The following is a 21,872-nucleotide window of genomic DNA, read 5'->3' as shown; positions in this document are numbered from 1 at the left end:
AGACTGGGACCGCGACTGAAAACTAAAAAAGCGGGATTACAAAGTAAATTGTATCCCGCTTTTTCTATTTAATCAACCACGATTTTTTATTTTAACCAACGAGGATCGCCGATATTATTATCAATAATTGTTTGGTTTTGAACTTTAAAGTTCCCTGTTGCAGCATCAACAAACTGAGGATTTAATGAAGTTCCAGCACTATCTGATTTCAAAGGAGCTGTTGGAGCCGCAGCATTAAGTGTTGTTGCAATGTAATAATTATTATTTGCAAATGTTGGAGCTACTGTAGCTGCTTGATTTGCATATCTAGCAATTGTCTCCGCAAATAATGAATTACGCACTGTTGTAGCATTACCCACAAAACGAATGTATAATATTTGATAACCTCCAGCCGAAGTCGTATTTGTAACTTTATACAACGTACAACCATCTATTAAGACATTACTTGTTAGACCTGTTCCTGTTCCTGTAGCGGCATCTAGTCTAATAAATGCTCTAGCTGCTGCACAACTATTAAATGTACTTTTTGTTAAAACAATACTCGAAACAATACTAGTTCTGAAATCAATAAATTCTCCAGTAGAAGCTGTATCGATATTCGTCATTACAGAGTTTTCTACAGTAATAGATTCAATTTTGGCCACAACACCTGTTGCTGTATTAGTAAATGAACCTTGATAATCGTGTATTGTACAACCACTAACTAGTAATTTTCCGTAGTTGCCATTTTGATTGTACTTTATAATATCTGTTTGTGTATTTTTACCATCTAATTCTAAATCTATTAAACTTAAAGTAGATGCTCCAGAATTTAAAGTAAATCTAACGCTCAGTTTTGGTTTATTTGCAACACGTAAACCTCTTATTGTAATTGGCTTGTTTAAAATAATTTCTCCCGTATAAACATTGTAGTCTCCAGGCATTAGTACTAAAACAGCATTTGCTTCAGCAGCTGCAATTTTTGCATTTAAATCATCTTCTGGTTTAACCAAAATACCAGTTCCAATATCGATTCCTGTTTTGAAAGTAACATTACCTCTTTTCTTTGTTCCATTATACAAAGTCGCCGCATAATCAGTTTCACCGGTTAAGCCTGTTATAGTAGCAACACCAGCTGCTTTTTCGTCAGCAGTAATTGTATGTGAAATATTACCTGGCATAACCGTAATGTGTGTAACGGCGCTATTTGGAGTCCATCTCAAAGTTACCTTAGTAGCATCTATATCTGCATCTTGCACTGGAAAGAAAATTTGCTCTGACAAAGTAGTTGCAGTAGTTACAGACCATTTAGAATCTTCTAACCCTGTAGCACTAACCGCCTTAACTCGGATAGAATAAACAGTTTCTCCTTCTAATGCTACTTGAACAGGGAGTTCTGTTGGCGCTACATTTACAGTTTTAAAAATTGTTGTAAAATTTGGATCATCAGCACTAAATTCTACTACATAATGATCTGGATTTTCTTCTTTTTTAACAGTCCAGTTTAATTCTACTGTAGTTGAGTTTCTAATTTTAGCTGTAAGTCCAAGTGGAGAGAATTCTCTACTTACATCCAAATTTTCAATCACAGCCTCATTAAAGGTCTCACAACTAGAAAAAGTAAGCATGAATACTAATGTGGCAATTAACCCTTTTACTATATATTTTGTTTTCATAATAATACTTTATTAATTTTCAGCAAGTTATTAATACCCATAATCATTAGTCAATTTTCCATTGCTTCCATCAAGGAATACTTGCCAGATTGGCCAGAATTGTCTATTGTCTGGATTAACTCCAGGTTTATATAAAGTACTGATCTTAGTTTCGGTTGCAGCACCTGTCCATGTCCATGCAAATTGTGTCCAGTCTGCACCTGGATTAGTTGTTTCCCCACGATTAAGTCCGTAAATATTTAAACTTACATTATCCGCTTGGTATTTATAATATAATGTTGCAGGAACATCTGAATAATCACCTGTGCGATCCGCAAGCTGCCTCATTTTTACTTTGGCTTCATCTAATTTTACCTTTAATAAATTCCAACGAATAAGAGCTTGTTTACGTTCCATTTCGCCTGTAAACTCATATTTATTCTCGTCAACAAGAGCATTAAACATCGCTTCTTTAGAAGACAATCCATTTACATAGTTTTCTACTTTTTCGGTTTGAACAGCAGTTGGAAATGCTCTTCTTCTAATTTCTTTGAGATAAGGTGCTGCTGCTGCTGGCCCTTCTAATTCATTCGCTGCTTCTGCTGCAATCAAAAGAACTTCTGCATATCGCATATAAATTTTATTTACACCATCATCATTATCCGAAGTAACAAAACGCGTCATCCATTCGTAACGGTATTTTCCAAAATACCATGTATTTAAGGCTCCTAGTTCTTGTTTTGCAATATTATTTACTGCGGTACCATATTTATAAGGGACACAAGTTACATCTCTTCTCGTATCTGCTTGATCGTAATCATAAAATACTGTAGGAAGAGGGCCAGCACTTCCACCACGATTTGGACCATTACTATGAAACTGGTCTTCTGTAGTATGACGTACTGCGAATGTAAATAACATACGACCTCTACCGTCTGCAAATGGAAGTTCCCAAAGTGACTCACCTCCTGCATTAATTTTTTCTTGGTTGTAGTTTTTCCAAAAAGTTTCAAATGAAGATTCTAGATGCGCTTTTCCACTTGCAATAACAGAACGAGATTCTGCTAAAGCTAATGCATACATATTTCCTACAGACAATTCAGGATCTGTGCTTCTTCTAATACCATCAGGATATTGTTGATAACCGCTGGCTGCCATTGCTAAACGAGCACGAAATCCTTTTACAAATGCTTTATTAATTCTTTCTACGGTACTTGTTGCTGTGCTTTCACCTGGCCAAGGAACTAATGTGGATGCCTCTGCTAAATCAGCAAGAAGTTGTTTGTAGATAATATCTCTACTGCTTTTCTCAACATAAAGTGTTGCATTGTTTACTGGTTCAAATCTAGCAGGGACATCTCCCCAAGCTTTAATCAAGTCTGCATAATAAATAGCTCTTAACGTTAAAGCTTCTCCAAGCAAATATCCTAACTGTGATCCTGGTGTTGGATTACCATAAGTACGCAAACCTCTGATAGCAATATTTGCACGCTCAATACCAGAATACATCATTGCCCAAGCGTTGTTTGTCGTATTCATCTGAGAGTTATTTTTTTGTGCATCATAAGTACATAAATCTGATGCATCACTAACAGTTTGCGAAGAATTGTACCACTCTACATCTGTATTCAATCCGTAAAAAGGAAGAAAACGGCCTCTGTAAGAGTTAGTTTCTGCAAACGGAATTTTAATCCCGTCAATCGCTCCTTCAGCTAATCCTGGACTAGAAAAAATAACTGACTCGTCTAATGTTGATTTTGCTGGAGCATCTAAGTAATCTTCTGAGCAGGATGTAAAAAGGCTTACCAGTGCAATTCCTGCAATTAATATTTTATGTTTCATCTTGTGAAAATTTTACTGAATTAGAAATTAAGGTTTAAACCAAATATCAACTGTCTGCTTCTTGGATAAGCTGAATAATCAACTCCTGGTGTAAGCGGTGTGTTTCTTCTTGTTGAAACCTCAGGATCTGGACCTGAATATTTAGTCCAAACAAAAACATTACTAGCCGTAAGATAAAACCTCAATTTAGAAACCCCTAATGCAGAGGTTAAAGCTTCTGGTGTAGTATAACCTAAACTTAAAGTATTAAGTCTTAAGAAAGACCCATCTTCAACAGCCCAGTCACTGAAAACATAACGAGGCATATAAGGAGACCACATTGTAGTATTTGCATTTAAAGCTGTTAAAGCTACAGGATCAGTTACTAACTGTCCAGTATTAGGATCAAGATTCGTCCATCTTGTTCCATCAGCCATTTCAGAATTTAAATTTCTATATTGTCCATTTGGGACTGAAGTAGCAAATTCAACTTTATTAGCATTATAGATATCATTACCTATACTATAATTAAATGCTGCCGAAAGATCAAAACCATAAGCATTTCCATTCAGAACAAAACCTCCTGTAGTTTTAGGATTAGCATTTCCGATAACAGTAAGATCATTAGCATTCACTTTACCGTCACCATCAATATCCTTTAATTTCATAGCGCCAGGTTTCATTGGTCCAACAATTGTAGTCCCATCTGCCACTCCTGCTTTTAAAGTGTATGCTCCTGCATTATAATCAAAGTCTGAAACTTCGTAGCGTCCATCACTTTTATATCCGTACATAATACCAATTGGCTCTCCTACGTTTACTAAATAGTCATTTCCGATGGCTGTAGAAGCCCATCCAGAAGCCCATCCAAAATTGTTCATCACGCCAAGTGAATTAATTCTATTAGTATTAAATCCTGCATTGAAAGATAAGCTTAATCCATATTTAGCTTTTTCAATTAGGTTAAGGTTTAAAGTAGCTTCAACTCCACTGTTTTGAACTTCACCCATATTTCTGTATTGAGAATCATAACCTCCTCCCGAAATTGGGAAATTGATCAATAAATCTTTTGTGATGTTTTTATAAAACTCCACAGATCCTGTTACTTTATTTTTAAACAAGTCAAAATCTAAACCTATATTTTGTGTTACAGTAGTTTCCCACTTCAAATCTGGGTTAGCCATAATTTTAGAAGATGCCCAATAATTATTAACGCCATTAATCCAAGTAGAACTTGTAGAAACAAAACTTTGAACCATCTGTCCTGTTGGAATATTGTTGTTACCCGCTTCACCGTAGCTTACTCTTAGTTTAAGCAAATTAATCCATGTTGCATTTTTCATAAACTCTTCCCCTGATATTTTCCAAGCTGCCGCCGCCGCAGGAAAGAATCCCCATTTATTACCTTCAGAAAATTTACTAGACCCATCCGCTCTATATGTAGCTGTAAATAAATAACGATCTTTATAATCATAATTTACACGTCCAAAGAAAGAAAGTAATTTATCATCTGGATAGTAGAAATTATCAACCGAAACTGGAGTTCCTTGTGTGGTTAATTTTTTAGCATCATCTAAATCAAAAGATAATGGAAATCCGTGAATAGTATTTGTCAAATCGTTTCTTTTAAAATCGATAGACTCTTCTCCCAAAAGAAATTTTAAAGAATGATCCTCCCCAACTATTTTTTTCATGTCATAGTTAAGCGTGTTTGCATTTCTAAAACGTGTATCTTTTCTATCTCCCATTATCATCGCTGGCATTCCTTGTCTTTCTGCTGCCGGAGTGTTTTTTACGTAATAAGTTGTACGTCCGTAGTAACGATAATCTTGATAGTTATAGTTATCTAAACCTAATTCTGTCTTGAAAATTAGATTTGGAGTGAATTTCCATGAAAAACTCCCCAACATGTTAAAGTTTTTTCTAAACTGCTGACGGTTGTTGTCTGTAATAGCCACAAAAGGATGTGTTAAATTATCAGAAACTGCCTCATCTGTATCATCTGTTGTCAAACCTGGAACCGGAATTGGGGCATATCCTACAACATTTTTTAAACGAGAATCTGCTGAAGAAGCTTCGTTTTGTTCATTCATACCCGCACCATTAATTTCTGTATCAGAATAACGCATCGTGAAACTTAAATCAATTTTATCAGAAGCTTTGCTATTTAATGCAAGAGATAAGTTGTTTCTATTAAAATCCGATCCCAACATAATTGCTTTTTCATCATAATGGGCATAATTGAAGTTATAATTCATTTTTTCACTTCCACCGCGAATAGATAAGTCACGGCTCTGCACTTCCCCGGTACGTCCAAAAACTTGCTTTTGCCAATTGTTTCCTTTCATGCCTTTGTACATATCATAATCCTGCCATGCTCCAAAATATTTTTCGTAAGAGCTTACATCAGTATTATCTTTAAGCATCGCATATTCGTACTGCCATTTTACGTAGTCTTCTGGAGATGTAACACCGATAGTATTAGCCATTTTTTTCATTCCATAGAACATATTAAAGTTTACAGCAATTTTACCATCTTTACCTTTTTTAGTAGTTACAATAACAACTCCATAAGCTCCTCTAGAACCATAGATTGCAGTAGATGATGCATCTTTTAATATCGTCATAGTGTCAATATCAGAAGAAGAAATATCATTAATATTGTTTACCGGAAATCCATCTACGATATACAATGGAGATGCGTCTTGTGTTAATGATCCATTTCCTCGAATTCTAATTTGCACATTTGAATCTGGTGACCCTTCGGAAGAAGTTACTTGAACCCCCGCAACACGTCCCGTTAAAGCTTCTGCTACGTTTGGAACTGGAATTTTACGAGCCTCACTTCCAGAAAACGTAGCAACTGCACCAGTCAAATCAGATTTCTTAGAAGTTCCATATCCAATTACAACAACTTCATTTAAATTATTAGAATCTTCAGACATCGTTGCATTTACTTTCGATTTTCCATCTGCAGAAATGTCAATACTTTTAAATCCGATAAATGAAAAACTTAAAACCGCTTTTGGATTGGTAAGCTTTAGTTTATAATGTCCATCAAAATCGGTAGAAGTTCCGTTCTTAGTTCCTTTTTCTAAGACGTTTACCCCAGGAAGAGAAAGTCCCGCGGCATCCTTAACGGTTCCCTCTATCGTTGTGCCCTGAGCGTGTACTTGTCTACCGATCAATAAGCACAGTAAGAAAACAAGTTTAAAGCAAAAATTTGCTCCTTTGTTTAATAGTTCTTTAAAGTTCATGGTTGATTGTTTAAGTTATTAAATGTTTTTTCTTGGTGGTTTTAGTGGTTTTTTGTGGTTACTTTCAATTCATTTTATAGTTAATTTTTGCGGTTTTATTTTAACAGTATTTTCTTTATATCTCTATTAAAGCTTTATTCCTGCTCTATTTTTTCTCCTTTACTTAATCGATTTCGGATTATCAAAAAAAAGTTGTAATCGATTACACAAACATAGATATTTTTTCTAAACGAAAAATAAAATTTCCCAAAAAATTCATAAAAAAAATTACATATTGAAAATTTTACTGCTTTTTTATATGACATATACAATTTATAACAATATAAAATATTAATAATATTATTACTAATCGTTCATTTGATTTGATTTTTACAAAAAAAACAATCGATTACATGAATATTACTTACAAAAATATTAGGTGTTATTTTTACACTTAAAAAGTTAAAATCAAGCCAAAAAAAATGAAAAATTTTTATTGATGTTTTAAAAATTACAATGATTTTACCTATAAATAAGATTAACGAGATGAAAGAAAAGGTAGTTTTGACTATAAGTTTGCACCCTTATAAGCACAAAAAAGCCCTTAAACAAAAGTTAAGGGCTAAAAAAATAAATTCTAAGTATATTTAAATACGTTGCAATTGTAGTTGTTTTTGATGTAACCTCATCAATACAAATGTAATAACCATTCCGATTACTGACATTAACACTCCAATAAGATTAGGAGAAGAATAACTAAATCCAGCAGCTAAAGGCAATCCCCCTAGAAAAGCTCCTAAAGCATTTCCAATATTAAAACTTCCTTGAAGAGAAGCTGAAGCAATCATCTCTGCTCCTTTTGCCGTACGAATCATTAGCATCTGAATTGGTGCAATAACCGAGAATGAAATAGCTCCAGTTAAGAAAGTCAGAAATAAGGATACGTATTGATTGAACGAGAAGAAATAAACCAAAACCAAATCGGTAGACATAACAAGCAATAAAGCTAAAGTGGTTGGAGCTGGTGAAAAACGATCTGCCAATTTACCTCCTACAAAGTTCCCCACTACCATTCCTAATCCTGCTAAAATCAAGATTGATGAAACGTCTTCTGGTGAAAACTTTGATACATTAATTAAAAGAGGTGCGATGTAACTGATCCAGGCAAAAAGACCTCCAAAACCAATTGCTGTAATTCCGATAATTAACCAAGCCTCTGTTTTCTTAAAAAATTGAAGCTGTGTTTTCATGTTTACACTTTCTCCTTTTTCAAGATTTGGCATCCATAAATAAATAGCCAGAAAGGTTAGTAAACCTACGATAGCAATTAATACAAAAGTATATCGCCAAATAAAATGATGGCCAATATAGGTTCCAATCGGCACGCCTATTAAATTAGCAATGGTTAAACCGGCAAACATTATAGAGATTGCCTGTGCCTCTTTTCCTTTATCTGCTAAACGGCTTGCGACTACCGCTCCCACTCCAAAGAATGCACCGTGAGGCAATCCAGATAAAAATCGAGAAGCAAATAAAATATTATAATTAGGAGCTATAATTGACAACGCATTGAAAACTGCCAACATTAAAGCTAGAATTAAAAGCATTTTTTTAGGTGCATAATTTCTTCCTGCGATTACTAATAAAGGCGCTCCAATAACAACTCCAAGTGCATAAGATGAAATTAAATATCCAGCAACCGGAATTGACACTTTCATATCTGAAGCAATATCTGGGAGTAATCCCATCATTACAAATTCTGTAATACCAATAGTTAACCCTCCTAAAGAGAGTGCAATAAGACTTTTTTTCATTTTGATTATTGTAGAAAGGAATAGATTTCTACGACGCAAAATTAACACCGTTAACCTTAAAAAAAGTTGTAAATTTGCGATATAAAATTGTACATTTATGTTATGCCGAAATTAAATCAGTTTAAAACGCTTGTTTTGGATGAATTTGAAGAAGAGAAATTTCATCTTCCTCCGCATACTCATACCTATTACGAAATCATTTATATAAAGAAAGGAAGTGGTATCCATCACTTGAATAATAATCTGCTGCCGTATAAAGCAGGGGATTTATTTGTTATTTCTCCAGATGACGAACATTATTTTGACATAAAGAAAAGTACCCGATTCATTTTTATCAAATTCACTGATAATTATTTCAACTCAAAACAGAATCTTACTTGCGATGAATTTTTAGTAAATACTCCAGAAAGTTTCATGCGAGATAAAATCTTAAAAGAAACTGTTTTGAAGTTTGACGAACCTTGCAAAACGATTCTAAAAAATACAGTTGAAAACATTGTAACTTATGGACATTATATAGATGTTACCTCATCTCCAATAGTTTTCTATCAAATTCTTTCCCTTTTTGGTTTAATTAAAGAAACAATTCGAGGTATGAATTTGCAGATGAAATCGACTCATTTGGATAGTGAACAAATTGCTAATTACATTCATCAGAATATTTACCAGCCGAAATTGGTGCAAGTAAAAGTAATTGCAGAGCATTTTAATATCGCTCAAACCTATTTTAGCGCTTATTTTAAAAGAACTTTCAGCATTAGTTATCGCGAATACATTCATAATTTACGATTGACTTTAATCGAAAAAAGATTTCACAACAATCAATTGCCGATTAAACAGATTGCGTACGAATTTGGCTTTACCGATGAAAGTCATTTGACCAATTATTTCAAAAAACGTAAAAACATGAAACCGACAGATTTTAAAAAACTCTAGTTAGCGAAATCTTAAAAAGTTATTTCCTCGAACATTTTTAGCTAAATTTGTGCTACTAAAAACAATTTCTTTGAAAAAGAAAATCCACATAATAATGCTTTTTATAATACTTAGTTTCTTTTTGAACCCAAGTTATACTTACGCATGCCATACTGGACACTCTAAAGAAATTACTGCCAAAGAAGAAAACAGCTGTTCAAAAAAATGCTGTGAAAAGAAAACTTCAAAACAAGAAAAACACAATTGTGACGGCAAATGCAGTCATTCTGGCTGTACAACTTCTACAATGCAATTTGTTATTTTAAACTCAAATGATTTTGATTTACAAAATGACGCGTTCAATTTTTCTTTAAAAAATACTATTTCTTCTTATAACGAATCCAATATTTCTTCTGGATTTGTTTCTATTTGGCTTAAGCCGAAAATATAATTATTGTATTTGTGACAGCCCATATTGGGTCTTTTTGAAACCAATTTTTAATTAACTTTAAAGGAAATTTAAAACCTTTAATCTAACAAAACATACAATGAAAAAATCAATTATAGCTTTAGCAACAGCACTTACGGTAATATTTGGTGCAAATACGATTCAGGCAAAAAACAATAATTCTGAATTAACAATATTCGAAACTGCAGATTCTCAATTGCAATCGGTTTACGATGCTTATTTTTCTGTAAAAGATGCTCTTATTAAAAGTGACAGCAAATTAACTTCGGCGAAAGCCGCAGCTTTATTAACTGCCATTACAGCGGTAAAAATGGATAAGTTAAAAAGCAACGAACATACAGCTTGGATGAAAGTAGTTAAAAAACTGACTGCTGATGCCAAAAGTATTTCGACAACAACAGATCTTAAAAAACAGCGTGAGACTTTTAAATCTTTATCAAAAAACACTTACGATTTAATAAAAGTTGCAAATCCAGATCAGCCGGTTTACAAACAATATTGCCCAATGGCAGATGCAGACTGGTTAAGCAAAGAAAAAGCAGTTAAGAATCCGTACTACGGTTCTTCTATGCTGACTTGTGGAAATGTGGTAGAAACGATTAAATAATATGAAGCTTTACATCAAAAATATGGTGTGCAGCCGATGCAAAATGGTAGTGAAGTCTGAGTTCGAAAAACTCGGACTTCAACCTATTTCTGTAGAATTAGGAGAAGTTGAGTTACAAGAAGAAATCAGCGACGAGCAAAAAGAAGTTTTATTAGAAAATCTTCAAGCCTTAGGTTTTGATTTAATTGATGATAAAAAGACAAAAACCGTCGAAAGAATAAAAAACCTGATCGTCGATTTGGTTCATCATAAAAACAATGATTTAAAAATCAACCTATCAGAATATCTGGCAGAAAACCTCAATCAAGATTATAATTCGTTAAGCAACTTATTTTCGGAAATTGAAAATACAACTATCGAAAAATATTTCATCAGCCAGAAAATTGAAAAAGTAAAAGAATTGTTGATTTATAATGAGCTTTCGTTAAGCGAAATTGCCGATATTCTTAATTACAGCAATGTGGCGCATTTGAGCAATCAATTCAAAAAAAATACTGGCTACACTCCTACTTCATTTAAACAATTGAAAGATAATAAGCGTATTCAGATCGAGAATTTGTAGTTTTTTTAACCACAAAGACGCTAAAGGTTTACGCAAAGTTCGCAAAGTTATTTAGCCACAGATTAAAGGGATTAGAAGGATTTTTAAAAATCTGTGTTAATCTTTTTAATCTGTGGCTAACTTTTTATAGTTCGAAGAGCTTTGCGAACCTTGCGCTTTTTATAAAACCCAGCATTTCAAAAATCCTTGCGACCTTTGCGGTTAAAAAAACATTTAGTAAATCTTACAAATCATTCCCAAAATTATACAAACCGAACTCACAGATACTTCGGAAATTTGCATTGTAATACTTAAAAACCAATACAATGACTCATCAATATATAATTTCAGGAATGTCGTGCAATGGATGCCGAACTAAAGTCGAAAAAACTTTAAATGAAGTTGAAGGCGTTCATGCAGAAGTTAGTTTGAATCCGCCAACAGCAACCATAACAATGGATAAGCACGTCTCGACAGAAAAATTTCAGGAAGTTTTATCGGCTGCGGGAAATTATACTATTGAAATGGATTCTCCTAAAAATCATGGGGAAACTGCCGTTAAATCTTGCTGTTCTAGTCATAAAAAAGAACATAATGGTCACAATCACAATCATCATAAAACAGAAACTAAAAAAATACACCCGCATATTGCAAATGGTGTTTATTATTGTCCAATGCATTGTGAAGGCGATAAAACGTATAACAAACCTGGAGATTGTCCAGTCTGCGGAATGGACTTAGTTCCGCAAGTTGCCGTAACCGCAACACAGTTTACGTGTCCAATGCATCCTGAAATCGTTTCAAACGAACCAGGCGATTGTCCGATTTGCGGAATGGATTTAGTTCCGATGCAGGCTTCAGAAAGTGAAGAAAACAAAACCTATACTGATTTATTGAAGAAAATGAAGATTGCGATTCTATTTACGCTTCCTATTTTCATTATCTCTATGTCAGAAATGATTCCGAATAATCCACTTTACAATATTATGTCTATTGAAAAATGGAATTGGGTTCAGCTTTTATTTTCGATTCCAGTTTTATTTTATGCGGGATGGATGTTTTTTGTCCGCGCATACAAATCAATAGTAACTTGGAATTTAAACATGTTTACTTTAATCGGAATCGGAACCAGCGTTGCATTCCTATTTAGTATTGTCGGAATGTTTTTTCCAGATATTTTCCCTTCGGAATTCAAATCACATCACGGAACGATTCATTTGTATTTTGAAGCTGCGACTGTAATTATCACTTTAGTTTTATTAGGACAATTATTGGAAGCCAAAGCGCACGGCCAAACAAATGGGGCAATAAAAGAATTATTAAAATTAGCACCAACTGAAGCAACTTTGGTTGAAAACGGTGTAGATAAAGTAATCTCCATTCACAATATCAAAAAAGGTGATTTACTTCGTGTAAAACCAGGAGAAAAAATTCCAGTTGACGGAAAAATAACTTCTGGAGAAAGCAGTATCGACGAATCGATGATTACCGGAGAACCAATTCCGGTTGATAAAAAAACAGGCGATGCAGTAATTTCCGGAACTATAAACGGCACAAAATCGTTTGTTATGATTGCCGAAAAAGTCGGTTCAGAAACTATGCTTTCACAAATTATCCAAATGGTAAATGATGCAAGCAGATCTCGCGCTCCAATTCAGAAATTAGCCGATCGCGTTTCTAAATATTTTGTGCCAACTGTAGTTCTCATTTCGATTGTAACCTTTTTTGTCTGGGCAAAATTTGGTCCAGAACCCGCTTATGTCTACGGATTAATCAATGCGATTGCAGTTTTAATTATCGCCTGTCCTTGTGCACTTGGATTGGCTACGCCAATGTCAGTTATGGTTGGCGTTGGAAAAGGAGCTCAAAACGGAATTCTGATCAAAAATGCCGAGGCTCTGGAAAACATGAATAAAATTGATGTTTTAATTACAGACAAAACAGGAACGATAACTGAAGGAAAACCATCCGTAGAAAAAATCTACGCCATAAATAATGACGAAGATTTTCTGCTTCAAAACATTGCTTCTTTAAATCAGCATAGCGAACATCCACTTGCGCAGGCCGTTGTAAATTTCGCGAAAGCAAAAAGTAGTTCATTAAAAGAAGTTGAAGGTTTCGAAACTATTGCAGGAAAAGGAGTTTTAGGAACTATAGAAAACATAAGTGTCGCTTTAGGAAACAAAAAATTAATGGATGAAATTGGTGCTTCTGTTTCTAATGATTTAGAACAAAAAGTAATTTCTGAACAGAATTTAGGAAAAACTATTTCGTACATCGCTATTGAAAAAAGCGTTTTAGGTTTCGTAGCCATTACCGATGCTATTAAAGAAAACAGTGCTCAAGCCATTAAAGAATTAATCGCTCAAGGTGTTGAGGTAATCATGATGACTGGTGACAATCATAATACTGCAAAAGCCGTTGCCGAACATTTGCATCTGAGTTCTTTCAAGGCAGATTGTCTTCCAGAAGATAAATTAAAAGAAATCGAACGTCTTCAGGCACAAGGAAAAATCGTTGCCATGGCGGGTGACGGAATCAACGATGCGCCTGCTCTGGCTCAATCCAATATTGGAATCGCAATGGGAACGGGAACTGATGTTGCCATCGAAAGCGCTAAAATTACTTTAGTAAAAGGCGATTTAAATGGAATCGTAAAAGCTAAAAATCTAAGTCACGCAGTGATGTCAAACATCAAACAGAATTTATTCTTTGCTTTTATATATAACACTTTGGGCGTGCCAATTGCAGCTGGAATTTTATATCCGTTTTTAGGAATATTGCTTTCGCCGATGCTAGCTGCGGTGGCAATGAGTTTGAGTTCAGTATCCGTAATAGTAAATGCTTTGCGATTGAGAAATTTAAAATTGTAAGTTGGAACGTAATTATTTTAACACATAGAAACATAGATTTTTGTGTCTAAAAAAAGATAAGAGAAGAAACAAGTTTCCACACATAGTAACTATGTGTGTTTAAATAAGTGAAACGCCTTTCTTAATCTTCAAATAACTATGTTTCTATGTGTTAAAATTAAATTGTGTTCAATTTAAAATAAAGACTTAAAATTATAATCTATCATGAAAATCAAATATATTCTTTTTTTATTTTTAATTGCTTTTCAGTTAAAGGCGCAGAAATACGTACGTTACGATTTACATGTTCACGATACGATTGTCAATTTTTCGGGTAAAGAAAAACGAGCCATTGCTGTGAACGGACAAATTCCGATGCCGACGCTGACTTTTACCGAAGGCGATATTGCAGAAATTTATGTACATAACGAATTGAAAAAGGAAACTACTTCGATGCACTGGCACGGATTGTTTCTGCCTAATAAAGAAGACGGAGTTCCATATCTTACGCAAATGCCAATTGAACCTGGAACAACACATAAATATACGTTTCCAATTATTCAGAATGGAACGTATTGGTATCATAGTCATTCTGGTTTGCAGGAACAAATTGGTTTGTACGGACTTTTTATCATCAATAAGAAAAAAGACGATTCAACAATTAGAAAGGGAATTGACGATTTGCCGACGATTCCAGTTATTTTAAGCGAATGGTCAGATTTGAAACCAGAGAATATTCAGCGAATGCTGCACAATGCCAATGACTGGTTTGCGATTAAAAAAGGAACGACTCAAAGTTATTCCGAAGCTATCAAACAAGGGCATTTTTCGACCAAAGTGACCAACGAATGGAAACGAATGAACGCCATGGATGTCAGCGATGTTTATTACGAAAAGTTTCTAATTAACGGAAAAAATGAACAGCAGTTTTCAGATCTTAAACCAGGTTCAAAAGTCCGCTTACGAATTGCCAATGGAGGTGCTTCCAGTTACTTTTGGCTGGCTTATGGTGGAGGAAAAATCACCGTTGTAGCAAGTGATGGAAACGATGTTGAACCAGTAGAAGTCGATCGTTTAATTATTGCGGTTTCTGAAACTTATGATGTTGTGGTTACAATTCCAGAAAATAATAAATCTTTTGCCTTTTTGGCTACAGCCGAAGATAGAACGGGATCTGCATCTTTGTTTTTAGGAAGTGGAGAAAAACAGCCTGTTCATCAACTTTCGAAATTAAAATATTTTGAAGGGATGAAAATGATGAACGACATGATGAAAATGAACGGCGACATGAACGACATGGGCATGAATATGTCTTTGAACAAAATGGATATGAATGCTGTAATGTATCCTGAAATTTCGGGTGAAGATGAAAATGCAAAACCAAAAATGGATCATTCGAATCATAATATGAAAGGCATGAAAATGGAAAGTGACAGCACTGAAACTTCTGAAATTGTGACTTTGAATTACGGAATGCTGAAATCTCCTTTTAAAACAAATCTTCCAAAAGATGCACCTGTAAAAGAATTGCGTTTCACTTTATCTGGAAATATGAATCGTTATGTGTGGAGTTTAGATAATAAAGTGGTTTCTGAAACCGATAAAATTTTAATTAAAAAAGGAGAAAACGTTCGTATCGTTTTATACAATGGTTCGATGATGCGACACCCGATGCATTTACATGGTCATGATTTTAGAATCTTGAACGAACATGGCGATTATTCTCCGCTAAAAAACGTAATTGACATTATGCCAATGGAAACCGATACGATCGAGTTTCAGGCCAATGCTGATGGCGACTGGTTCTTTCACTGTCATATTTTATATCACATGATGGCTGGAATGGGAAGGATTTTTAGTTATGAAAATTCAGCGCCAAATCCGTTGATGCATCATCCTGAAATGGCTTTTAAAATGCTGAAAATGGACGATCGTATGTTTCATTTTATGGCTGAAAATGATTTTGCAACCAACGGAAATGATGGTGAAGCAATGTTCAGCAACACACGTTGGAGCATTGGAACTGAATGGAGATTGGGTTATAACGATAAACATGGTTACGAAACCGAAACACATATCGGACGTTACATTGGGAAAAATCAATGGTTAATGCCTTTTATTGGCTTCGACTGGCGTTACCGAAAAATGGGAATGGATGAACAGGAACAAAATCTTTTCGGACAGAAAAATACCAAAGATAATCGTTCGGTTTTTAGCGCTGGTCTTGAATATAATTTGCCAATGCTCATAAAAGCGCAAGTCGAGGTATATACAGATGGAAATGTCCGACTTCAGTTTGAACGAAAAGACATTCCTCTTTCAAAACGTCTTCGTATGAATCTAATGTGGAATACCGATAAAGAATATATGGCTGGACTAAAATACATTGTAACCCGAAACATAGGAATTACAACACATTATGATAGCGATATGGGAATTGGATTTGGGGTTAATCTTAACTATTAAATACAACGGTGAAGGCTTTACAACTCATTAACAGATTTTACAAAAACATTAACAATTTGTAAGAATCAACTATAAGAATTCAATTTATATTTGGTCTACCAATTATAATCTCTAACCCTAAAAAACATTTAATCAAAATGACAAAAGTAATCACAGTTGTAACAGTTGCTTTCTTTTCAATTGGCGTAATGGCTCAGGACACAAAACCCGCAACAAAAGACAAAGCCAAAAAAGAATCTTGCTGTAAAAAAACAGCAGACAAAAAAGATAAAAAATCTTGCTGCGTTAAAAAATAAATGAAACTTGATTTCAACAAAAAAGACCTCAAATAATTGAGGTCTTTTTTATATTAATGCGAAACTTTATCAAGTTCCTAAAAATTTTATTTCACTCGAATGCTCCATTCAAAATCCATTTCTGAAACTTGAACACCTTCTTCGTTGGTTCCTATAGATTTCATCCAGAACGTCTGCCCTTCTCCTGTTTCTATTGTCTTTTTGATGGCGTCAGCAATTAAATGTCCGTCATTGCAAACAAAAGTGATTCTTCCAGTTGCTTTTTTTGTGAAATTACCTTTGTTGTTGGCTACTAACATCGAAATCTTTTTACCACTTTGCTGGATCTGAGAAATTACCAAAGCCCCTGTTGTTAACTCTGCAGCCATTGCCTGAACAGCAAAATACATTGAGTTAAACGGATTTTGATTAATCCATCTATGTTTTACCGTAACTGTACAGCTGCTATCATTTATATCTTTTACACGTACTCCGCAAAAGTATGCAGAAGGCAATTTGAATAAGACGAATTTATTAAGTTTTGATACCGAAAGTGCCATAGGAATATTTTTTTATGTAAAAATACAAAAAAACTATGCATGCACAATAAATTATTGATATATCAAAAAGAAGTCAGCAAATACAAGGGTTTTGAATGATTTTCAGAAAATTAAAGGCAATTTCATAGTTTTAAATTTGTTAAATTTTTGTTAATAATTAGTACTATGCAAAACAAGATACTGTTTTTTAGATATATATTTGCATAAGAAATTACTATATACTTTTAATCATGGAAACAACAACACCACTCATCATGGAAAAAACATCAGAAAAGAATACAGCAGCATTTACTCATTTGAGTACTTTAAGTCAATATATAATTCCGTTTGGGAACTATATTTTTCCGTTAATCATTTGGACAAATTATAAAGACAAGTCTGAATTTGCAGATCATCACGGAAAACAGGCTTTGAACTTTCAATTAAGCATTTTGCTTTATTCTTTGATCTTAGCGCTTATTGCGATCCCGATTTTCGTTACCGTTTTCTTGCAAAATCTTCCATTAGAAGCCGTTTTTAATGACGACGATTTTGTAATCAGAAACTTTAACTTTCAGGCAAACATCGGAATGTTAAGTGTAGGCATAACAGCTGTTATACTTTTCGGATTATTAAAATTTGTTGAATTCTTTTTAGTAATCTATGCTTCTATAAAAGCTTCAAACGGAGAATTATACAAATATCCAATTACGATTCCTTTTATAAAGTAACATTAAAAATTAAAAGTTATAGTCGAAACATCAATCAAATCATATAAGTTTCGAAATCAATCATCAATCAAATCATCATCAATCAAAAAACGAATTGTTCAATCAAAAAAAAACAAAATGAAATTATGAACATTGAAAACACAAAAGCACAGATGCGCAAAGGTGTTCTTGAGTTTTGCATCTTATCAGTTCTAAAAGAAAAAGACGCATATACATCTGAGATATTAGACACTTTAAAAAACGCAAAATTACTAGTTGTAGAAGGAACCGTTTACCCGTTGTTAACTAGATTGAAAAATGACGGTTTACTAAATTATCGCTGGGAAGAATCGACCTCTGGGCCACCACGAAAATATTATGGATTAACCGAAATAGGACAAACATTTTTAAACGAACTTAGCGGTACTTGGACAGAATTATCCGACGCCGTAAATCTAATCACCAATCAAAATCAATAAGTCATGAACAAAACAGTAAATATTAACTTAGGCGGGATGTTTTTTCACATCGATGAAGATGCATACTTAAAATTGACACGCTACTTTGACGCTATAAAACGATCACTTAACAACTCATCTGGTCAGGATGAAATCATTAAAGACATCGAAATGCGTGTTTCTGAATTGTTGACAGAAAAACAAAAAAGCGAAAAACATGTTGTTGGACTGAAAGATGTTGACGAAGTGATTGCGGTAATGGGACAACCTGAAGACTACCGAATTGAAGACGAAGAAAACGCAAATCAATCTTTCAATAATTATACTGCAAGAAAACACAAAAAATTATATCGTGACAAAGAAAATGGTATGATTGGAGGTGTGGCTACAGGTTTAGGACATTACTTTGGAATTGATGCAGTTTGGATTAAAATCGTATTCTTAATCTTCGTTTTCGCAGGTTTTGGAACTGGAATTTTAGCTTACTTCGTTCTTTGGATTGTAACTCCTGAAGCGGTTACAACTTCAGAAAAATTGGAAATGACTGGAGAACCAGTAACAATTTCAAACATCGAAAAAAAAGTTCGCGAAGAAATTGATTCTCTTTCTGAAAAATTCAAAAATGCAGATTATGACAAAATGGGAAACCAGGTAAAGTCGGGAGCTGGGAGAATAAGTAGTTCATTTGGAGACTTTGTCATGACGGTTTTTAAAATCTTTGCTAAATTTTTAGGAGTAATTTTAATTATATCAGGGATCTCTACTTTAATCATGTTATTGATTGGCGTATTTACTTTAGGAACTAATATTTTTATCGATTTCCCTTGGCAGAATTTTGTTGAAGCCGGAAACTTTACAGAATATCCTCTTTGGTCATTTGGATTGTTAATGTTCTTTGCTGTTGGAATTCCGTTTTTCTTCTTAACTCTTTTAGGATTTAAACTGTTATCTCCAAACTTAAAATCAATCGGAAATATTACAAAATATACGCTTTTAGCTCTTTGGATTATTTCTATCGCAATTCTTACTAGTATTGGAATCAAACAGGCAACTGAAATTTCATACGATAATAAAGTAGTGGAGAAAAAAGTTCTGGCAATCAAACCTGTTGATACTTTATATATTAAGTTTAAGTACAATGATTATTATACAAAAAGCTTAAACCACTATAGAGAGTTCGAATTTGTACAAGATTCTGCAAACAATGAATTGATTTATTCTAATGATGTACGTTTACATGTATTACACACAGACGAATCGGCTCCATTTGTTCAGATCGAAAAAAGCGCAAGAGGAAACTCTTTTACAAACGCTAAAAAAAGAGCAGAAAAAATTAATTATAAGTTTCAAATTAGCGGAAATCATTTAATTTTGGATAATTATTTTCTGACAGATGTAAAAAATAAATTCAGAGGACAAGAAGTTGATATCTATCTTTACTTACCAGAAGGGCAATTAGTTAAACCAGACTCTTCTGTTAGAGATTACTATAACTCAGATGACAATTTCTTCGAATTAAATTACAAAGGAGATTACAATTACAAAGTTATCGGGTCTAAAGTAAAATGTTTAAACTGTCCTGCTGATGAGGACAATAACAACGATGATACTGACTACGAGAATATAAATGAAGAAGTGAATGAAGCCATTAATGAAGCTAAAATTGATGCTGCTGACACTGTAAGAGAAGTTTCAGTTAAAATTAATGGAAAAGAAGTTTTAAACGGAAAGAAAACTAAAGGAAGACTAACTACAGATAAAAACGGAGTGATAATCAAAACTAACTAAACCATGATAAAAATAATCATCCATATTACGAAATTTATAATTGCAACTGTTACAGCTCTATTGTTTGCTTCATGTAATTTTAACATGAATGCAATTGAAGGAAGCGGGAATGTTACAACAGAAAAAAGAACTGTTCAAGGAGAGTTTAAAAACATCTCTGTAAGCAACGCCATCGATGTGGTTATTGTACAGTCTGATGCTACAGAAATTACAGTTGAAGCAGATGACAATCTTCAAAAAGAAATTGTTACTAAAGTAGAAAACGGAACTCTTATTATTGAATGCAAATACAGCTCTTTCCGAAACATTACATCAAAAAAAGTAACGGTAAAAATGCCTGTTGTTCATAAAATAGAAGCCTCTAGTGCTTCAAGTGTTGAAACTGACGGACTTGTTCAGGGTGAAGATATTACTTTAGAAGCTTCGAGCGCAGCATCGATGGATGTTAAAATCGAATCGGATAGAATTGCAATAGATGCCGGAAGCGGAAGTTCTATAGATATTGAAGGAAAAGCTTTAAGCCTTACGACTTCGGTTTCAAGCGGAGGAAGTATTGATGCCGAAAAATTAATGGCCAATGATGTTCATGCAGATGCATCTAGCGGAGGAACAGTTTCTGTACGCCCAATCTTAAGTTTGAAAGCAGATGCTTCTAGCGGCGGAAACATCAATTATAGCGGTACTCCAAAAACAATTGAAAAATCTGCAACATCTGGAGGAAGTGTAAGTAAAAGCTAAATATGTAACTGTTAAATATAAACGAAATCATTCACCAAAAGTGGATGATTTTTTTATATTTGTCAAAATCAAATCTAGAATTAATGAAAAAAAGTACCGCCTTACTCCTATTATTATTTGTTACGACTCTGACCTTCGCTCAAAAAAGAGAAAAAATTAAAGGCTCTAAAATTGTAACTACCTCGATAAAAGAAGTTGGAAGTTTTGATGCTCTTGAAGTCGATGATAATCTGGAAGTTTATTTGGAACAAGGAGAAAAAAACGAAATTAAAATTGAAGCCGATGATAACCTGCACGATATTGTAGGTATGGATTTAAGAGAAAAAACACTTCGTTTATATACTAATAAGGAATCTACTATTTTTAAGAAACTATCGGTTAAGGTTACTTATACTAAATCATTGAATAAAGTAATCACTAAAAATGAAGCGATAGTTTATGCTATTCAAGAGCTACAATTAGACGACATTACAATGAATTGCATGGACTTTTCTAAATTGTATTTGAATGTGAACTCGAAGAAATTTACTTTAATTGCTGATGATAAGTCTAAAACAGAATTAAACTTAAAAGCAGAGGACGGAAGTTTGCAATTGAGTAAATATGCTGGAGTTAAAACATTGGTTTCTGCAATAAAATTTAAATGCGATTTGTATCAAAAAGCCACTGCAGCAATCGAAGGAATTGCCGAAAAAGCAACTATTAGATTAGATAATAATTCTGTTTTTACGGGAACAAAATTTACCTTGAAAGATGCAAATGTTACAGCTGAAGGTTCTTCCGTTGCTACTATTTTAGCAGAAAACAATGTCGCAATTGCAGCTGGAGACAAGTCTGAAATTTCATTATATGGTGATCCAAAAATAGAACTTACACGCTTTAGCGAAGAAGCAAAACTGATAAAAAAGCCAGGCGCAACAAAACCAAAAGCAACGACATTGTAAGCTTTTTTTTAAGTTTAAAAACCAATATAACGAAAAAGAAAAATCCCAGTCTAAAATTTTAGACT

The 21,872-nt window shown here is 33.8% G+C and carries 17 protein-coding genes; 12 read left to right on the top strand and 5 right to left on the bottom strand.

Going from position 1 to position 21,872, the window contains the following annotated elements:
* Nucleotides 1-86: 86 nt before the first annotated feature.
* The 4 genes from JI750_RS19180 to JI750_RS19165 all read right to left on the bottom strand — a co-directional run bounded on the left by JI750_RS19180 (nucleotide 87) and on the right by JI750_RS19165 (nucleotide 8,505).
* Nucleotides 87-1,655: a DUF5123 domain-containing protein gene (locus JI750_RS19180; RefSeq protein WP_202005977.1), complete on the bottom strand. Its 1,569-nt coding sequence runs from the start codon at nucleotides 1,653-1,655 to the stop codon at nucleotides 87-89.
* 30 nt (nucleotides 1,656-1,685) lie between these two features.
* Nucleotides 1,686-3,476, bottom strand: coding sequence for a RagB/SusD family nutrient uptake outer membrane protein (locus JI750_RS19175; RefSeq protein WP_202005975.1), 1,791 nt, complete (start codon nucleotides 3,474-3,476; stop codon nucleotides 1,686-1,688).
* A gap of 20 nt (nucleotides 3,477-3,496) precedes the next feature.
* Complete coding sequence (locus JI750_RS19170; protein WP_202005973.1) at nucleotides 3,497-6,712, bottom strand: SusC/RagA family TonB-linked outer membrane protein; 3,216 nt, start codon at nucleotides 6,710-6,712, stop codon at nucleotides 3,497-3,499.
* Nucleotides 6,713-7,338: 626 nt separating this feature from the next.
* The gene (locus JI750_RS19165; protein ID WP_202005971.1) at nucleotides 7,339-8,505 is read right to left on the bottom strand and encodes an MFS transporter; all 1,167 of its coding nucleotides are present in this window, start codon (nucleotides 8,503-8,505) and stop codon (nucleotides 7,339-7,341) included.
* Between the two features lie 102 nt (nucleotides 8,506-8,607).
* Here JI750_RS19165 and JI750_RS19160 point away from each other — a divergent pair, with 102 nt between their 5' ends.
* From JI750_RS19160 to JI750_RS19130, 7 genes are all read left to right on the top strand, one after another.
* Complete coding sequence (locus tag JI750_RS19160; protein WP_202005969.1) at nucleotides 8,608-9,441, top strand: AraC family transcriptional regulator; 834 nt, start codon at nucleotides 8,608-8,610, stop codon at nucleotides 9,439-9,441.
* A gap of 70 nt (nucleotides 9,442-9,511) precedes the next feature.
* The gene (locus tag JI750_RS19155) at nucleotides 9,512-9,871 is read left to right on the top strand and encodes a hypothetical protein (RefSeq protein WP_236673102.1); all 360 of its coding nucleotides are present in this window, start codon (nucleotides 9,512-9,514) and stop codon (nucleotides 9,869-9,871) included.
* A 97-nt stretch (nucleotides 9,872-9,968) separates the two neighbouring features.
* A complete protein-coding gene (locus JI750_RS19150) occupies nucleotides 9,969-10,496 on the top strand; it encodes a DUF3347 domain-containing protein (protein ID WP_202005967.1) in 528 nt (175 codons plus the stop codon).
* A 1-nt stretch (nucleotide 10,497) separates the two neighbouring features.
* A complete protein-coding gene (locus JI750_RS19145; protein WP_202005965.1) occupies nucleotides 10,498-11,058 on the top strand; it encodes an AraC family transcriptional regulator in 561 nt (186 codons plus the stop codon).
* 305 nt (nucleotides 11,059-11,363) lie between these two features.
* Entirely contained in the window at nucleotides 11,364-13,910 is a 2,547-nt protein-coding gene (locus JI750_RS19140; RefSeq protein ID WP_202005963.1) for a heavy metal translocating P-type ATPase, read from the top strand.
* A gap of 204 nt (nucleotides 13,911-14,114) precedes the next feature.
* On the top strand, nucleotides 14,115-16,355 hold the full coding sequence (locus JI750_RS19135; RefSeq protein ID WP_202005961.1) for a multicopper oxidase family protein: 2,241 nt from the start codon (nucleotides 14,115-14,117) through the stop codon (nucleotides 16,353-16,355).
* Between the two features lie 137 nt (nucleotides 16,356-16,492).
* A complete protein-coding gene (locus tag JI750_RS19130; RefSeq protein ID WP_202005953.1) occupies nucleotides 16,493-16,651 on the top strand; it encodes a hypothetical protein in 159 nt (52 codons plus the stop codon).
* An 86-nt stretch (nucleotides 16,652-16,737) separates the two neighbouring features.
* Here JI750_RS19130 and JI750_RS19125 read toward each other — a convergent pair whose 3' ends face one another.
* The gene (locus JI750_RS19125; protein WP_160782829.1) at nucleotides 16,738-17,190 is read right to left on the bottom strand and encodes a DUF4442 domain-containing protein; all 453 of its coding nucleotides are present in this window, start codon (nucleotides 17,188-17,190) and stop codon (nucleotides 16,738-16,740) included.
* Between the two features lie 230 nt (nucleotides 17,191-17,420).
* Here JI750_RS19125 and JI750_RS19120 point away from each other — a divergent pair, with 230 nt between their 5' ends.
* The 5 genes from JI750_RS19120 to JI750_RS19100 all read left to right on the top strand — a co-directional run bounded on the left by JI750_RS19120 (nucleotide 17,421) and on the right by JI750_RS19100 (nucleotide 21,807).
* The gene (locus JI750_RS19120; RefSeq protein WP_236673100.1) at nucleotides 17,421-17,900 is read left to right on the top strand and encodes a DUF4870 domain-containing protein; all 480 of its coding nucleotides are present in this window, start codon (nucleotides 17,421-17,423) and stop codon (nucleotides 17,898-17,900) included.
* Between the two features lie 125 nt (nucleotides 17,901-18,025).
* A complete protein-coding gene (locus tag JI750_RS19115; RefSeq protein WP_008464689.1) occupies nucleotides 18,026-18,358 on the top strand; it encodes a PadR family transcriptional regulator in 333 nt (110 codons plus the stop codon).
* Nucleotides 18,359-18,361: 3 nt separating this feature from the next.
* The gene (locus JI750_RS19110; protein ID WP_202005951.1) at nucleotides 18,362-20,125 is read left to right on the top strand and encodes a PspC domain-containing protein; all 1,764 of its coding nucleotides are present in this window, start codon (nucleotides 18,362-18,364) and stop codon (nucleotides 20,123-20,125) included.
* Nucleotides 20,126-20,128: 3 nt separating this feature from the next.
* On the top strand, nucleotides 20,129-20,863 hold the full coding sequence (locus tag JI750_RS19105; RefSeq protein WP_202005949.1) for a head GIN domain-containing protein: 735 nt from the start codon (nucleotides 20,129-20,131) through the stop codon (nucleotides 20,861-20,863).
* 83 nt (nucleotides 20,864-20,946) lie between these two features.
* Nucleotides 20,947-21,807 carry a GIN domain-containing protein gene (locus JI750_RS19100; RefSeq protein WP_236673098.1) on the top strand — a complete coding sequence of 287 codons (861 nt, stop codon included), beginning with the start codon at nucleotides 20,947-20,949 and terminating at the stop codon, nucleotides 21,805-21,807.
* Nucleotides 21,808-21,872: the final 65 nt, after the last annotated feature.

The sequence above is a fragment of the Flavobacterium tagetis genome, from assembly GCF_016735615.1.
Taxonomy (GTDB): Bacteria; Bacteroidota; Bacteroidia; order Flavobacteriales; family Flavobacteriaceae; genus Flavobacterium; species Flavobacterium tagetis.
This window is presented reverse-complemented; position numbering and strand designations above follow the sequence as displayed.

Bases quoted from the DNA above. Each gene is read 5' to 3' on its own strand.
- JI750_RS19105 (WP_202005949.1), top strand. From the start codon at position 20,129: ATGATAAAAATAATCATCCATATTACGAAATTTATAATTGCAACTGTT.
- JI750_RS19100 (WP_236673098.1), top strand. From the start codon at position 20,947: ATGAAAAAAAGTACCGCCTTACTCCTATTATTATTTGTTACGACTCTG.
- JI750_RS19140 (WP_202005963.1), top strand. From the start codon at position 11,364: ATGACTCATCAATATATAATTTCAGGAATGTCGTGCAATGGATGCCGA.
- JI750_RS19175 (WP_202005975.1), bottom strand. From the start codon at position 3,476: ATGAAACATAAAATATTAATTGCAGGAATTGCACTGGTAAGCCTTTTT.
- JI750_RS19160 (WP_202005969.1), top strand. From the start codon at position 8,608: ATGCCGAAATTAAATCAGTTTAAAACGCTTGTTTTGGATGAATTTGAA.
- JI750_RS19135 (WP_202005961.1), top strand. From the start codon at position 14,115: ATGAAAATCAAATATATTCTTTTTTTATTTTTAATTGCTTTTCAGTTA.
- JI750_RS19115 (WP_008464689.1), top strand. From the start codon at position 18,026: ATGAACATTGAAAACACAAAAGCACAGATGCGCAAAGGTGTTCTTGAG.
- JI750_RS19110 (WP_202005951.1), top strand. From the start codon at position 18,362: ATGAACAAAACAGTAAATATTAACTTAGGCGGGATGTTTTTTCACATC.
- JI750_RS19145 (WP_202005965.1), top strand. From the start codon at position 10,498: ATGAAGCTTTACATCAAAAATATGGTGTGCAGCCGATGCAAAATGGTA.
- JI750_RS19170 (WP_202005973.1), bottom strand. From the start codon at position 6,712: ATGAACTTTAAAGAACTATTAAACAAAGGAGCAAATTTTTGCTTTAAA.
- JI750_RS19165 (WP_202005971.1), bottom strand. From the start codon at position 8,505: ATGAAAAAAAGTCTTATTGCACTCTCTTTAGGAGGGTTAACTATTGGT.
- JI750_RS19120 (WP_236673100.1), top strand. From the start codon at position 17,421: ATGGAAACAACAACACCACTCATCATGGAAAAAACATCAGAAAAGAAT.
- JI750_RS19130 (WP_202005953.1), top strand. From the start codon at position 16,493: ATGACAAAAGTAATCACAGTTGTAACAGTTGCTTTCTTTTCAATTGGC.
- JI750_RS19150 (WP_202005967.1), top strand. From the start codon at position 9,969: ATGAAAAAATCAATTATAGCTTTAGCAACAGCACTTACGGTAATATTT.
- JI750_RS19180 (WP_202005977.1), bottom strand. From the start codon at position 1,655: ATGAAAACAAAATATATAGTAAAAGGGTTAATTGCCACATTAGTATTC.
- JI750_RS19125 (WP_160782829.1), bottom strand. From the start codon at position 17,190: ATGGCACTTTCGGTATCAAAACTTAATAAATTCGTCTTATTCAAATTG.